At 72.4% G+C, this 15,138-nt stretch carries 11 protein-coding genes and 1 tRNA gene; 5 read left to right on the top strand and 7 right to left on the bottom strand.

The features are described from left to right. Positions 1-24 precede the first annotated feature (24 nt). Positions 25-1,185, bottom strand: coding sequence for a cystathionine gamma-synthase (locus IW256_RS06260; RefSeq protein ID WP_197010048.1), 1,161 nt, complete (start codon positions 1,183-1,185; stop codon positions 25-27). A 160-nt stretch (positions 1,186-1,345) separates the two neighbouring features. Between IW256_RS06260 and IW256_RS06255 the strand changes: the two genes are divergently transcribed. Then, entirely contained in the window at positions 1,346-3,505 is a 2,160-nt protein-coding gene (locus IW256_RS06255; protein WP_197010047.1) for an MMPL family transporter, read from the top strand. 156 nt (positions 3,506-3,661) lie between these two features. Here the strand turns inward: IW256_RS06255 and IW256_RS06250 are convergent, their stop codons facing one another. After that, complete coding sequence (locus IW256_RS06250; RefSeq protein WP_197010046.1) at positions 3,662-5,056, bottom strand: cystathionine beta-synthase; 1,395 nt, start codon at positions 5,054-5,056, stop codon at positions 3,662-3,664. A 172-nt stretch (positions 5,057-5,228) separates the two neighbouring features. On the opposite strand from IW256_RS06250, the gene IW256_RS06245 reads away from it, so the two are divergent. From IW256_RS06245 to IW256_RS06230, 4 genes are all read left to right on the top strand, one after another. Then, positions 5,229-6,251, top strand: a complete 1,023-nt coding sequence (locus IW256_RS06245; protein ID WP_197010045.1) for an SGNH/GDSL hydrolase family protein — start codon at positions 5,229-5,231, stop codon at positions 6,249-6,251. A 168-nt stretch (positions 6,252-6,419) separates the two neighbouring features. Next, the gene (locus IW256_RS06240) at positions 6,420-7,814 is read left to right on the top strand and encodes an outer membrane protein assembly factor BamB family protein (protein WP_197010044.1); all 1,395 of its coding nucleotides are present in this window, start codon (positions 6,420-6,422) and stop codon (positions 7,812-7,814) included. Between the two features lie 198 nt (positions 7,815-8,012). Beyond that, positions 8,013-9,233: an acetyl-CoA C-acetyltransferase gene (locus tag IW256_RS06235; protein ID WP_197010043.1), complete on the top strand. Its 1,221-nt coding sequence runs from the start codon at positions 8,013-8,015 to the stop codon at positions 9,231-9,233. A gap of 310 nt (positions 9,234-9,543) precedes the next feature. Continuing rightward, complete coding sequence (locus tag IW256_RS06230) at positions 9,544-9,771, top strand: DUF4287 domain-containing protein (protein ID WP_197010042.1); 228 nt, start codon at positions 9,544-9,546, stop codon at positions 9,769-9,771. A 193-nt stretch (positions 9,772-9,964) separates the two neighbouring features. Here IW256_RS06230 and IW256_RS06225 read toward each other — a convergent pair whose 3' ends face one another. From IW256_RS06225 to IW256_RS06205, 5 genes are all read right to left on the bottom strand, one after another. Further along, a complete protein-coding gene (locus tag IW256_RS06225) occupies positions 9,965-10,762 on the bottom strand; it encodes a Bax inhibitor-1/YccA family protein (protein ID WP_197010041.1) in 798 nt (265 codons plus the stop codon). Positions 10,763-10,887: 125 nt separating this feature from the next. Further along, positions 10,888-10,963 (bottom strand) — tRNA-Leu (locus tag IW256_RS06220). A gap of 281 nt (positions 10,964-11,244) precedes the next feature. Further along, positions 11,245-12,522 carry a class I SAM-dependent methyltransferase gene (locus IW256_RS06215; RefSeq protein ID WP_197010040.1) on the bottom strand — a complete coding sequence of 426 codons (1,278 nt, stop codon included), beginning with the start codon at positions 12,520-12,522 and terminating at the stop codon, positions 11,245-11,247. 35 nt (positions 12,523-12,557) lie between these two features. Beyond that, positions 12,558-13,955, bottom strand: a complete 1,398-nt coding sequence (locus IW256_RS06210; RefSeq protein ID WP_197010039.1) for an NAD(P)/FAD-dependent oxidoreductase — start codon at positions 13,953-13,955, stop codon at positions 12,558-12,560. Between the two features lie 264 nt (positions 13,956-14,219). After that, on the bottom strand, positions 14,220-15,062 hold the full coding sequence (locus IW256_RS06205; RefSeq protein WP_197010038.1) for a uracil-DNA glycosylase: 843 nt from the start codon (positions 15,060-15,062) through the stop codon (positions 14,220-14,222). Positions 15,063-15,138: the final 76 nt, after the last annotated feature.

Raw genomic sequence — 15,138 nt, 5'->3', positions numbered from 1 at the left:
CCTCGGGACGCCGGGCCACCGGCCTCACGCGGTGGCGGCGGCCAGCGCCCCGCTCAGGTCCCGCAGCAGGTCACCGACGTCCTCGATGCCCACCGACAGCCGGACGAGGTCGGCGGGGACCTCCAGCGGCGACCCGGCGGCCGAGGCGTGCGTCATCCGCCCCGGGTGCTCGATGAGCGACTCCACCCCGCCCAGCGACTCGCCGAGCGTGAACAGCCGGGTGCTCTCGCAGACCCGCACGGCCGCCTCCTCGGAGGCCATCCGGAACGACACCATCCCGCCGAACGCGCGCATCTGCTTGACGGCGACCTCGTGGCCGGGGTGGTCGGGCAGCCCCGGGTAGAGGACCTGGCGGACGGCCTTGTGCCGGGTGAGCATGTCGGCCACGGCGGCGGCGTTGGCGCAGTGCCGGTCCATCCGCACGCCCAGGGTCTTGATGCCGCGCAGGGTCAGCCAGGCGTCGAACGGGCCGGCGACGGCGCCCATCGCGTTCTGGTGGAAGGCCAGGCGCTCGCCCAGTTCGGCCGAGGAGGTGACCAGCGCGCCGCCGACCACGTCGGAGTGGCCGCCGATGTACTTGGTGGTGGAGTGCACGACCACGTCGGCGCCCAGGGCCAGCGGCTGCTGGAGGTAGGGGGAGGCGAAGGTGTTGTCGACCACCAGCAGCGCGCCCGCCTCGTGGGCGACCGACGCCAGGGTGGCGATGTCGGCGATGCCCAGCAGCGGGTTGGTCGGCGTCTCCACCCAAATGATCTTCGTCTCCGGGCGCATCGCCGCCCGGACCGCGGCGACGTCGCCCAGCGGCACCGGGTCGAACACCATCCCCCACGGCTCGCCCACCTTCGCGAACAGCCGGTAGGTGCCGCCGTAGGCGTCGTTCGGGATGACCACGTGGTCGCCCGGGCGGCAGACGGTCCGCAGGAGCGCGTCCTCGGCCGCGAGCCCGGAGGCGAACGCCAGGCCCCGGACGCCGCCCTCCACCTCGGCCAGGCATACCTCCAGCGCGGTACGCGTCGGATTGGCCGAACGGGAGTACTCGTAGCCCCCGCGCAGCCCGCCGATGCCGTCCTGCTTATAGGTGGAGACCTGGTAGATCGGGGGCACCACGGCCCCCGTGACGGGGTCGGGCTCCTGCCCCGCGTGGATGGCCAGCGTCTCGAATGCCTGGTGAACGTCCTTGTCCATAGGCATGAGGCTATCCACCCGCTCGCCCTCCTGGAGGATGAGGGCGTCCCCCGCAGGTATCAGCCCTCATTTCGGCTGCTTGGTTGACCCCAACGGGGCATGCGATCTCTACCGTTTGATGGGTATCTCGAACCCCTCTCTTTATTTCTAAGGACGTCGCATGTTCGCACGGTTGGCGCGCATAGTCGTGAGACATCCGTGGTGGACGATCGTGGCCTGGCTCGCCGCCGCGATCCTCATCATCGCCTTCTCGCCCAAGCTCACCACCGAGTCCGACCAGGGCGACTTCCTGCCCTCGTCCTACGAGTCCGTCCAGGCGATGGAGATCGCCAAGGAGGCCTTCCCGCAGCAGGAGGACACCTCCTCGCTGATCGTGGTCAAGCGCTCCGACGGCGCGCCGCTGACCGCCGCCGACACGGCCAAGGTCGGGCAGGCCGCCCAGGCGCTGAACGCCAAGAAGCCGCCGACGGTGCAGAGCTTCCTGGCCGGTCCGCAGACGGTGTCGCCCAACAAGGCCGTCCAGGTGGTCATGGTCCCCATGAAGGGCCAGTCCATGGAGGACAGCGAGAAGCAGGGCGAGGCGGTCAAGGAGATCCGCAAGCAGTTGCCCGGCCTGCTGGCGGGCAGCGGCCTGGAGGCCAAGGTCGGCGGTGACGTGGCCGGATTCGTCGACAACGAGGAATCCTTCACGCAGTCCTTCGAGATCGTCGGCATCGCCACCTTCGTGCTGATCATCGGCCTGATCCTGCTGATCTTCCGGGCGCCGATCGCCGCCCTGCTGCCGATCATCGTGATCATGGTGACGATGCAGGTGGCGATGGGCCTGATCGGGGTGGCCTCGAAGGTCTTCGGCTTCTCCGGCGACGACAGCCTTGCCACGATCATCCTGATCGTCCTGTTCGGCATCGGCGCCGACTACTACCTGTTCCTGATGTTCCGGTTCCGCGAGCGGCTGCGGGCCGGCGACGACAAGAAGACCGCCATGATCGCGGCGGTGGAGCGGGTCGGCGAGGTCATCGCCTCGGCCGCCGCCGCCATCGCGGTCACGTTCCTGGTGCTGCTGCTGGCCAGCTTCGGCGTGTTCAGCGCCTGGGGCCCGTCCCTGGCGATCGCCGTCGTGGTCATGGGCATCACGTCCCTCACCCTCTTCCCGGCCCTGGTCTCGCTGCTCGGCACGGCCGTGTTCTGGCCGTCCAAGGCGTGGAAGAAGCAGCCCAAGAACAGCGTCTCCTCCGCCCTGGGCCGGATGGTGGGCAAGCGCCCGGCCCTGGCCGCGCTGGTCTCCGGCGGTGTGCTGGTCGTGCTGGCGGCGGGCGTGTTCGGGTTCAAGGCCGACTACGACTTCGCGGCCGGCTTCCCGCAGGACACCGAGTCCGCGCAGGCCACCAAGGACATGCAGAAGGGCTTCCCGCCCGGTCTGACCACCCCCGTCCAGGTGTTCGTCAAGCGCACCGACGGGCAGCCGCTCACCCCGCAGCAGCTCACCGAGTTCAGCGCGGCCGCCAAGACCGCACCGGGCGTCGGCCAGGTGCAGCAGCCGGTTCCGGGCTCGGACAAGTCCGTGGCACGGGTCGACCTGCTGCTGAAGGAGAACCCGATGTCCAACGAGGCGATCAGCCTCGTCAAGGACGACCTGGCCCCGGCGGTGCACAAGGCCGCGCCGGACGGGACCCGGGCCTACGTCGGCGGCCAGACGGCGATCTTCGCCGACATCAACGCCATCAACAACCGCGACCTGTCGGTGATCCTGCCGGTGGCGGCGGTGCTGATCGCGCTGATCCTGGCCCTGCTGCTGCGCTCGGTGGTGGCGCCGCTCTACCTGGTGGTCGCGGTGCTGCTGGGCTTCGCCGCGACCCTGGGCTCGGCGGTGTACGTCTTCCAGGGGGCGATGGGCGAGCCCGGGGTGACCTTCCAGCTACCGATCATCCTCTACCTGTTCGTCCTGGCGATCGGCACCGACTACAACATCCTCATCACCGCGCGGCTGCGCGAGGAGGCCAAGGAGGGCAACGAGCCGCGCCGCGCCGCCGCACTGGCGGTCGAGCACGGCGGTCCGACGGTCGCCGCGGCCGGGCTGATCCTGGCCGGCACCTTCTCGGTGATGATGCTGGCGCCGGTGTCCATGCTCCAGCAGATGGGCTTCTCGGTCGCGATCGGCATCGCGCTGTCGGCCTTCGTGATGTCGATGTTCCTCGTACCGGGCCTGACCGCGCTGCTGGGCCACCGGGCCTGGTGGCCCGGGCACGGCGACCGGCCGGTGCGGGACGCCGCCACGGGACCGGTCGAAGGCCCCAAGGAACGCTCGGAAGTGCGCTCCTGAGCGGATGAAGACGTCGGGTCGCGGGGCCGCGGATCGGAAAGCCGCCCACACGACCGGGGGACCGCGACCCGACTTCCGAAGGAGACGAAGCGCCGGAGGCCCGAGTGCCTCCGGCGCTTCGCCGCGTCCGGGCGCCTCGCCGCGCCGGGCGCCTCGTCAGCCCTTGGCCAGGAAGGCCAGCAGGTCCTGGCGGGTGACGATCCCGGTGGGCTTGCCGTTCACCAGGACGACCGCCGCGTCCCTGCCCTCCAGCTCGGACACGATCCGCGAGACGGGCTCGCCCGACCCGACGACGGGCAGGGGCGGGCTCATGTGCTTCTCCAGCGGCTCCTCCGGGCCGGCCTGGTCGGCGAACAGCGCGCGCAGCAGGGTCCGCTCCTCGACCGCCCCGATGACCTCCCCGGCCATCACGTCGGGGTGCCCCGCGCCCGGCGACACCACCGGCATCTGCGACACCCCGAACTCCTTGAGCACCTTCACCGCCTCCCCCACCGTCTCGGTGGGGTGCATGTGGACGAAGTTCGGGATGCCGCCCGACTCCGCCTCCGCCTTCTGGGCCAGCACGTCCCCCACCGTCGCCTCAGTGGTGGCCCGGTCGTCGCCGAACCCGTGCTGGCTCATCCACTCGTCGTTGAAGATCTTGCTGAGGTAGCCGCGCCCGCCGTCCGGGAGCAGCACCACGATCACCGCGTCGGGCTCCGACCGCTCCGCCAGCCGCAGCGCCGCGACCACCGCCATCCCGCAGGAGCCGCCGACCAGCAGCCCCTCCTCGCGGGCCAGCCGCCGGGTCATGAGGAACGAGTCCTTGTCGGAGACCGCGATGACCTCGTCGCAGATCGTCTTGTCGTAGGTCTCGGGCCAGATGTCCTCGCCGACGCCCTCGGTCAGGTAGGGGCGGCCGGTGCCGCCGGAGTAGACCGACCCCTCCGGGTCCGCGCCGACCACCCGCACCCGGCCGCCGGAGACCTCCTTGAGGTACCGGCCCACGCCGCTGATGGTGCCGCCGGTGCCGATGCCCGCCACGAAGTGGGTGATCCGGCCCTCGGTCTGCTCCCAGATCTCCGGGCCGGTCGTCTCGTAGTGCGAGCGCGGGTTGTTCTCGTTGCGGTACTGGTCGGGCTTCCACGCGCCGGGGATCTCCGCGGCCAGGCGGTCGGACACCGAGTAGTAGGAGTCCGGGTGGTCGGGCGCCACGGCGGTCGGGCAGATCACGACCTCGGCGCCGTACGCGCGCAGCACGTCGATCTTGTCCTTGGCGACCTTGTCCGGGCACACGAACACGCACCGGTATCCGCGGTCCTGCGCGACGATGGCCAGGCCCACCCCGGTGTTGCCGGAGGTCGGCTCCACGATCGTGCCGCCCGGCCGCAGCTCCCCCGAGCGCTCGGCGGCCTCGATCATCCGGACCGCGATCCGGTCCTTCACCGACCCCCCGGGATTGAGGTACTCCACCTTCGCCAGCACCTGCGGCCCCTGGCCGCCGGTCACCTTGCGCAGCCGGACGAGGGGGGTGTTCCCCATCAGCTCGACCAGCGATTCGTGTACGCGCACCGCGACGTCCTTGTCGTTCGTCCCCGTTCGGCCCGCATGGACAGGCGTGTGTCCCGCGGCGACGTGGGATGCGGATTCGGATAGATTCCAATTCCCGACGGTAGCCCAGATCCGAGGTGGTGGGCATCCGCCCGAGGCGGGGCCGGGCCGGTAGTGACGGAGGGTCGCGACGATGCTGAGAGCGTTCACGGCACGGCGCATCGCCACGGCCGCCGCGTACGGAGGCGGCGGCCTCACCGCGGTGGGCGGGCTCACGTTCGGCCTGATCGTGGTGGAGGCCCGGCTGGCCAGGAAGATCATCCAGGCCACCCCCAACGGCGACCCGCCGGTGGCCGACGGCGCGTACGGCACCGCCCTGCCCGGCGAGGCGCTGTCGTTCGTCGTGCTCGGCGACTCCACCGCCGCCGGGCTGGGCGTGCACACCCCCGAGGAGACCCCGGCCGCGCTGCTGGCCGCCGGGCTCTCCTCGATCGCCGGGCGGCCGGTGCGGCTGACCAACGTGGCCCGTTCCGGCTCCCGGTCGGACGCCCTGGCCGGGCAGGTCACCCAAGCGCTGGCGGTCCGGCCGGACGTCGCGGTGGTCATGATCGGGGCGAACGACGTGACCGCCCGGATGCCCGCGGGCGAGTCGGTCCGGCATCTGGCCGCGGCCGTCGAACGGCTGCGCGCGGCGGGCTGCGAGGTGGTGGTGGGCACCTGCCCGGATCTCGGCTCGGTGCAGCCGCTGATGCAGCCGCTGCGGTGGTTCGCGCGGCGGGCCAGCCGCCAGCTCGCCGCGGCGCAGACGATCGTCGCGGTCGAGCGCGGCGCGCGGTCGGTGTCCATCGGCGACCTGCTGGGCCGGGAGTTCGCCGCCGACCCCCGGGAGATGTTCAGCGCGGATCGTTACCATCCGTCCGCGCGAGGTTACGCCGCGGCGGCCGCGGCGATGCTACCGTCGATGGCGGCCGCCCTGGATCTGGAGCCTGAGCTGGAGGTCCTCCCCGATCCCCGGCGGGGCGAGGGGGTCCTTCCCGTCTATCTCGCGGCGGCCGAGGCGGCCGAGGAGCCCGGCACGGAGGTCGCCGGCACCCGGGTCGCCGGCCGCGAGCGCGGCCCCCGGGGCCGCTGGGCCACGCTGCTCCGGCGCCGGGGGGTCGACCGGGCCGCCGGGTCCGGCGGCGGTCCCGCGGCGGTGACGCCGGGAGCCCGCTGACCGGTCGCACGGGCCCGTCCGGGCCACGGCGTCCGGGCCACGGCGCCGGGCCACGCGGCACGGGCGTGACGGCCGGTCACCACCGGCCCGCCACGCGGCGCTGAACCACTGATCACGCACCACGTACACGCGTCCGTCACGGGCGCACCTCCCAGGGGGAAAACACCGATGGCTCTGCCCACCCACAGGCGACTACGCTCCGCGATCATCTCCGTACCCTGCGTCGCGGGAACGCTGCTTCTCGGCGTCGCGGGCTGCTCCGGCGGCTCCCCGTCCGACGAGACCGGGGCCGCCCGGGGCTGGACCGGTTCCGGCGTCAACGCGGTCAGCCGTCCCATGGCGGGCGCCGGGGTGGCGGCCGTGACCGGGCTGCGCTCCGACGGCTCGCTGGAGACCAGCGTGTTCGACCTGGCCGGCGGCAAGCGGCTGTGGACCCGCCCCGCGACCATGGTGGGCCGGCTCTCGGGGATGGGGGTCCAGCCGCCCGCGGTGACCGGCACCCGGGACGGCGGCCTGGTCACCGCCCTGGAACCGCAGAAGACCGGCAAGTGGAACGCCACGCTGGTCGCGCGGGACGCCCGCACCGGCGCCGAACGGTGGACGCGTCCGGTCGACTCCACGTTCGGCCCGGTGCGATGCGGCCCGAACGTGTGCCTGTCGGAGTTCACCGCCCGCGAGAACGCCCGTTTCGCCGTGCTCGACCCCGCCAACGGCCGCGCGCTGTGGACGATGCCGGGGGTCGCCGAGGTCCAGCACGCCGACGAGTCCACGGTCGTGGCGTTCCGGATGGCGCGGCGCCCGTCCCTGGAGGCGCGGGACCTCAGGACCGGCCGGGCCCGGTGGTCGTTCCCGGTCGACCGGGCCCTGGGCGCGGGCGTCAACCTGTCGGGCGGCTGGACGTTCGGGGCGGTGGGGGGCGCGCGCAGCGCCGCCGACGGCATGCTCGTCGGCTACCTGGCCCCCTACCAGGCGCGCAAGGACGGGCCGACGTCGCCGTACGGCTTCTTCGGCGTGCGGATGTCCGACGGCGGGCTGGTCTGGACCCGCAAGCGGCTGCTGCGCGTCTACCCCAGCGCCAACCCGGCCGTCGCGCTGATCGCCCGACAGACCACCGGCGACGGCGGTTACGGCGGTTTCGAGCAGATCGACCCGCGCACCGGCCGGACCACCGCGCGGCTGGGCGCGGACAAGGCGCCCGGCTCCCTGTGGTGGCTGTCGTTCCCGGCCGACCTGACCAAGGTGGGGTTCGTGACCCAGGGCAAGCCGGGCACCGCCTACGAGCTGCGCAGCGGCACCCTGGTCACCGACAAGGGCCTGCTCACCTGGTCGTTCTGCACGATGACCCCGGCCGAACTGAAGATCAACGGACACGGCGGCTTCTACCCGGTCGCCGCGCTGTGCGCCTACGACATGGCCACCGGCCGGAAGGCGGCCTCGCCCGGCGCCCCGCCCGCCTGGTACACCGGCACCGCCGACGGCTGGCGGGTGTGGCGCGACGAGCGCGGCGCCCTGCACGGGGTCAGGGACGCCCAGGGCACGGCGCCCGGCATGTACGGGGTCTGACCGGGCTCCGGGCCGGCCGGGCGGGCCTCCCGGCCGCACACCGGGAGGGCCTTATTGCACAATTTGTCAACAACGCCCCGGGCCGCCGTGCGCGCGGCCCGGGGCAGCGGATACATTGCTCAGGTGACCGGGGAGTAACCCCGTTGCCGGGACGGCGCAGGCCGCTCGCACAGGTCGCTGAGACAGGGAGATCCGCACATGCCCGAGGCAGTCATCGTCGCAACCGCGCGCTCACCGATCGGCCGCGCCTTCAAGGGTTCGCTGAAGGACATCCGCCCCGACGACCTCACCGCCCAGATGGTCACGGCGGCGATGGCCAAGGTGCCGCAGCTGGATCCGTCCCAGGTGGACGACCTGCTGCTGGGCTGCGGGCTGCCCGGCGGCGAGCAGGGCTACAACATGGCCCGGGTGGTCTCGGTGCTGCTCGGCTGGGACGGCGTCCCGGGCGCGACCATCACCCGCTACTGCTCGTCCTCGCTGCAGACGACGCGGATGGCGCTGCACGCGATCAAGGCGGGCGAGGCCGACGTCATCGTCTCGGCCGGCGTGGAGACCGTCAGCCGCTTCGCCAAGGGCAGCAGCGACGGGCTGCCCGACACCCAGAACCCGCTGTTCGGCGACGCCGCGGCCCGTACCGCCGCGCGCGCCGAGACCGGGGCGGACACCTGGCGCGACCCGCGCGAGGACGGCGGGCTGCCCGACGTCTACATCGCGATGGGCCAGACCGCCGAGAACGTCGCGCAGATCCGCGGTGTCTCCCGGCAGGCGCAGGACGAGTTCGGCGTCCGCTCGCAGAACCTGGCCGAGAAGGCCCTGGCCAACGGGTTCTGGGAGAAGGACATCACCTCGGTCACGCTGCCCGACGGCACCGTGGCCGCCAAGGACGACGGCCCGCGGCCCGGCACCACCTACGAGAAGGTGTCGCAGCTGCAGCCGGTGTTCCGCCCGGACGGCACGGTCACCGCGGGCAACTGCTGCCCGCTCAACGACGGCGCCGCGGCGGTCGTCATCATGAGCGACACCAAGGCGGCCGAGCTGGGCATCACCCCGCTGGCGCGGATCGTGTCCACCGGCGTCACCGGCCTGTCCCCGGAGATCATGGGCCTGGGCCCGGTGGAGGCGTCCCGCAAGGCGCTGACCAGGGCGGGCATGACCATCGACGACATCGACCTGGTCGAGATCAACGAGGCGTTCGCGGCGCAGGTCCTGCCGTCGGCCGAGGACCTCGGCATCGACCTCGACAAGCTGAACGTCAACGGCGGCGCCATCGCGGTCGGCCACCCGTTCGGCATGACCGGCGCGCGCATCACCTCCACGCTGATCAACAGCCTGCGGTTCCACGACAAGCAGTTCGGCCTGGAGACGATGTGCGTGGGCGGCGGCCAGGGCATGGCCATGGTCGTCGAGCGGCTGAGCTGAGAGTCGCGCATGGGCGCCGCCGAGGAACGAGGCCGCCCACGCCCTAACGAGCAGACGGCCGCGAACCATCAACGCTGAGCGGCTGAGCTGAGAGTCGCGCATGGGCGCCGCCGACGCGGGAGGCCGCCCACGCGACGCAGGCGGGCGCGGGTGGTCTGGACCGGTGTCCGGGCCACCTGCGCGTTTGCGGGCGGCGGTCACGTTACGAAGGATCTACGTAACGCTATGGATAGGTCCCCGTTAGGGGGTTGTCACATCCGGGCGGGTGTTGCAGAGTCGCAGGAAGAGCCCCGCGACCTGGAGGTGCCAATTGTCACTGAACCACTCGCCGGAGACGCACAGCAAGCTGATCGCCCGCATCCCGCATGTCACCGGACGTGACATCCCCGAGTGGTTCACCACCATCGAGAACGGCCCGAGCTTCGTCCGATGCGAGGAGCGCAGCAACTGGCTCGCCGACGAGCACGGGCTCTCGCATGGTTACGCGGCGGCACTGGTGCGCGAGCACGAACGCACCCGCCGCGCCCGTCACTATTGAGAGTCCCAGACCTCAAGCGTGTTACGGGCCGGGCCCGCCATGGGTGATCCCCGCTGCCGTAGCCGCCCCGCGGTACGGCCCTGGCGCAGAGCCCGTTCCGTAACAGATCAGCCCCCTGCCGCTCGAACCGGCAGGGGGCTGATCGCTTGTCCGCGGGACCGTGAGGCCGTGTAGGCCATGAGGCCGTGCGCCTCTAGTCCCGTCCAGAGAAGTACGACAGGAAGCGCAGCAGCTCCAGGTAGATCCAGACCAGGCTGAGCACCAGGCCGAACGCGCAGTACCAGGCGAACTTCTCGGGGGCGCCGCTCTGCACGCCCTTCTCGACCGAGTCGAAGTCCAGCAGCAGGAAGAAGCAGCCGAGCAGGATCGCCGCGACGCTGAAGACGTAGGCGAGCGGGTTGCCGGGGTCGCGGATGCCGATGCCGCTGTCCGGGCCGAAGATCTGCACGACCAGGTTGATCAGCATGAGGCCGACCATCGCCAGGCCGGCGGCGATCACGAACTTGGTGAACTTGGGGGTGACGCGGATGATCCGCAGCGAGTAGACGGCGAGCATCGCGCCGAAGGCCAGCGCCGTGCCCACCACCGCCTGGAAGACCACGCCGTGGTAGACGTCGTTGTAGGCGTGGCTGATGATGCCGACCAGGACGCCGTAGACGGCGGCGAACGCGAGCACCAGCGGGGCGTTGGCCTTGCGGCCGAAGGTGATGAACGCCCAGATGCCCAGCTGCGCAATGATCGCGACGGCCAGCACCGGGAGGGCCAGCTCGGTCGGGATCAGCACCCAGGACAGCGCCGCGGTGACGACCAGGGTCGCGAGGGTCAGGAAGCCGCGCACCACGACGTCGTCGATGGTCATCGGCCGCGTGGCCGGCGGGGCGTAGGAAGGCGCGTCGTACATGTTCTGCATTTGCTGGGTGGACGGTGCGCCGTACCCGCCCGCCTGCTGCCCGAAGGCGTTACCCCGGAAGGCGGGGTTCCTGCTCTCCATCGGAGCCTCCACTGTGGGCGACCTTTCTGATCAGTGTAGACGGGTGAGGCCACGCGAAGGTTCCTGGGACGTGACGGCTCGATATCGGCCGGGACGCGGCGGCGTCCCGGGACGCGGCCGGCAGGTGGTGCCCCCGGTCGGATTCGAACCGACACAAAAGCTCTTTTAGGGAGCCTGCCTCTACCATTGGGCTACAGGGGCGCAGTAATCATACCGGGAGCCGTTGAAGGCCCCCACAGCCGATATTCGACCGAGACCGCTTTTCTCCGGATTCGATATGGTGAGCCCGTTTTGCGGGTACCGGTCGGCAGTTCCGCGCACAGCGCGATATTTTCCCGATTCCCCGTCGGGCTACCGTAAAAGGTACGACCATATGTGGTGATGGGGACGTCAGGGACGGGGATGCCGCCCGCCGCGTACGGGCCGCGGGCCGTTCGTCACGGCGCCGTTCGTCACCACGCCGTTCGTCACGGCGCCGCTCGTCACGACGCCGTGTACCCCTGCACGGCCCGTCCCTCGACCAGGGTGGTCCCCGCCCGGCCGTCGCGGTCGCGCCGGATCGCCCGGATCTCGTGCACGCCGATCCGGCCGCTCTCGCAGGCCAGCGCCGAGGCGGCGAGGTAGAGCAGCCACACCCGGGCGCGGCCCGCCCCGGCCAGCTCGACGCATTCGGCCCAGTGCCGTTCCAGGTTGGCGGCCCACGCCCGGAGGGTGCGCGCGTGGTGCTCGCGCAGCGCGCCGACGCCCCGGACCTCCAGCCCGGCGTCCTCCAGCGCGCCGACCAGCTCGCCGAGCGGGACCAGGTCGCCGTCCTCGGGGAACATGTAGCTGGTGGTGAAGGTGCGCCGGACGCGGTGCGGGCCGGGGCGCCGCACCGGCTGCTGCAGCACCAGCCGCCCGCCCGGGGCCAGCAGCTCGTACAGGCGCGGGACGGCGCGGTCCAGCGACTCGACCCCGGTCAGTCCCACGATCGCGTCGTAGGGGCCGCCGCCGGCCGCGTCCAGGTCCCAGCCGTGGATCTTCACCCGCCCGGTCAGGTCCGCCGCCGCCGCGCGCTCGGCGATGTGGGCGGCCTGCTCGGGGGTACGGGTCAGCGCCACGACCCGGGCGCCCTGCCGCCCGGCGAGGTGGCAGGCGAGCGCGCCCCATCCGGCGTTGAGGTCCAGGACCCGCGCCCCGGGGAACAGGCCCAGCCGCATGGTGACCGACTCCAGCGCGGTCCGCTGCGCGTCCTCGAGGTCGACCGCCTCGTCCCAGAACCCGCCGGCGTGCGCCATCTCGGCCCCCAGCATCCGCGCGAAGAACTCGGCCGACTCGCTCAGCGGCCCGGTGGAACGGTCCGCGCGGCGGCCCGGCGGGAACTCCTCGGGCGGCGGCTTGGGCTCGGGCCCCACCGCGCCGAGCATCACCGCGGTGCGCACGATCTCGCGCTTGTCGTCGCTGCTCAGCCGGATGGGCTCGTCGCCGCTGCGCATCACCCGCTGGACGGCGCCGAGCGCGGCGAAGACATCGCCCTCGATGTCGAGCTCCCCGGCCACGTAGGCGCGGACCAGTCCCATCTCGCCCGGCTTCCAGAGCAGCCTGCGCAGCGCGCGGCGGTGCCGGATCACGAACGCGGGGGCGCCCGGCGGCCCGATCACGCTGCCGTCCCAGGCCCGGACCTGGATCGGCAGGTCGTCGGCGGCCGGGTCGTCGTGCTCCTCACCAAGCATGATCTTGGTCAGCAGCGGGGCCAGCCGGGAGGCGACGCCATCATGCATCGGCGGCCGCACCTCCCCTCCGGCGATCGGTCACGTCAGGCGGTCCGCCGACCGGCCGCCAGCTCGAACTCGTGGCGGGGCCGTGCCAGCTCACCGAGCGAGACGATCTCCCGCCGGAAGAACAGGGCGAGCGTCCAGTCCGCGGTGATGCGCATTTTACGGTTGACGGTCGGCATCCGGGACAGGTGGTAGGTGCGGTGCATCACCCAGGCGGGGAATCCGCGCACTTTCAGCCCGTACACATTGGCCACGCCCTTGTGCAGGCCGAGGCCGGCCACCGATCCCACATAGGCGTGAACATACGGCTTGCGCGGTTTGCCGCGCAGGTCGGCGACGATGTTGTCGCCGAGCCGCTTGGCCTGGCGGACGGCGTGCTGGGCATTGGGGGCGCAGTACTCGCCCGTCCCGGACAGATCGGGCACGGCCGCGTTGTCCCCGGCGGTGTAGACGTCGTCCAGGCCCTCGACGGTCAGCTCCGCGGTGGCCTTGATCCGGCCCTTGGCGTCGAGCGGCAGGTCGCTGTCGCCGACCACCGGGTGGGGCTTGACGCCGGCGGTCCACACCAGCGTGCCGGCGTCGAACTCCTCGCCGTCGCTGAGCACGATGTGCCGGTCCTCGGCCGACTTGAGCAGCGTCTCCATCTTGATCTCGATGCCGCGGCGGCGCAGCGCCTCGGCCGTCCAGCGGCCCATCTCGGGACCGACCTCGGGGAGGATGCGGTCGGTGGCCTCGACCATCATCCAGCGCATCTCGGAGGGGTCGATGTTCCCGTACCACTTGCAGGCGTCGCGGGCCATGTCCTCCAGTTCGCCCAGCGCCTCCACGCCCGCGTACCCGGCCCCGACGAAGACGAAGGTCAGCGCCCTGCGCCGGGCCTTCTCGTCGGCGGCGGCCCCAGCGGCGCCCTGCGCCGAGCCGTCCTTGACCGCGGTGAGGGAGGACGCGCTGTCGAGCTGGCGGAGCACGTGGTTGCGCAGGTAGATGGCCTCCTCGACGGTCTTGAAGCCAATGCCGCACTCGGCCAGGCCCGGGATCGGCAGCGTCCGGGAGACCGAGCCCGCCGCCACCACCAGATGGTCGTAGCCGATGTCCTGGACGCCGCCAGCCGGATCGCTTCCGGCCGGGCAGAACTCCACCTTCCGGTGGGCGATGTCGATCCGGGTGACGTGCCCGCTGAGGACGCGGCAGCGGCGCAGCACGCGGCGCAGGGGTGTCACCACGTGCCGGGGCTCCAGGTTGCCCGCCGCGGCCTCGGGGAGGAAGGGCTGGTAGGTCATGTAGGACTGGGGGTCGATGACGGTGACGACGACCTCGCCCCGCCGCAGCTCGCCGCGCAACCGGCGTTGCAGGCGCAGCGCGGTGTACATGCCGACGTAGCCTCCGCCGACGATCACGATGTGCTTGACGGGGCCCGATGGGCGTACAGCAGCCATGTTCCGACCGTTACCCGCTGGCGGCGTCCCTCACGCAGGCTGACAGATCACCAGAAACCCCCGGTTTTCCGGTGAACCTCAGGGCCCCCAGCGGCATCTCACCGGATGTATCGGTGGAACGGCGGCGGGACAGGGCCCGACGGGGGCGCCGAGCGGCCGGAACGCGGGATCGCGGCGGGGAGCGATCGCGGTCCGTCCGCTCGGCCACGGCCCTGCCCCGCCGTTCACCGTCCGCCGCCCCGTCCGCCGTCCGCGTGACGGTTCTCACGTGACGGGCGGGCCCCCGAGTTCCCGCGCGCGGGCGAAGACGGCGTCCAGCATGCTCTCGGTGACCCGCCCGGTGAAGGTGTTCTGCTGGCTGGGGTGGTAGCAGCCCAGCATCGCCACCCGCTCCCCCACCGGCGAGGTGATCTCGATCTCGGTCCCGTGGCCGAACGGGGGCCGTGGGCGCGGCAGCCCGTACCCCGCCTGCCGCAGCGCAGGCCAGGCCCCCTGCCAGGCGTAGCCGCCCAGGGCGACGACGCAGCGGACCACCGGGGCGACCTCGGCCACCTCGCGCGCCAGCCAGGGCAGGCAGGTCGTGCGCTCGGCGGGCGTGGGCTTGTTGTCCGGCGGCGCGCAGCGGACGGTGGCCGCGACCCGGGCGCCGACGAGCCGCTGCCCGTCCCCGGCCCGCACGCTGGTCGGCTGTACGGCCAGGCCCACCCGGTGCAGCGAGGCGAACAGCCAGTCGCCGGAACGGTCCCCGGTGAAGATGCGCCCGGTGCGGTTGCCGCCGTGCGCGGCCGGCGCGAGCCCGACGATCAGCACGCGGGGGCGGTCGTCGCCCCAGCCCGGGACCGGACGGCCCCAGTACTCCTCGGTGGCGAACGCCCGGCGCCGTTCGACCGCGACCTTCTCGCGCCACTCCACCAGCCGCGAGCAGGCGCGGCAGACCGACTGGCGGGCGCACAGCTCCGCCAGGTCGCCGGCCCGCCCGGCCAGCTCGGCCACCTCCTCCGGTCCGTGCGCGACGGGGGTGGCGGCGGTGGCGGGGTCGCCGGGCCAGCCCGTCCCGGGCGGCACGAACGGCGCCCGCCCGGCGGGGTCGGGCTGCGGGGTCGTCATGTCTCCCGATCCTCGCAGACACCATGGCGGCCCGGGGAACGCCCGGCGGTTCCGGCGTCCCGGGGAACGCCCGGCG

Origin of the sequence: Actinomadura viridis, assembly GCF_015751755.1 — a bacterium.
Lineage (GTDB): Bacteria > Actinomycetota > Actinomycetes > Streptosporangiales > Streptosporangiaceae > Spirillospora > Spirillospora viridis.
The sequence above is the reverse complement of the archived record's forward strand: the minus strand, read 5'-3'. Positions and strand labels throughout refer to the sequence as shown.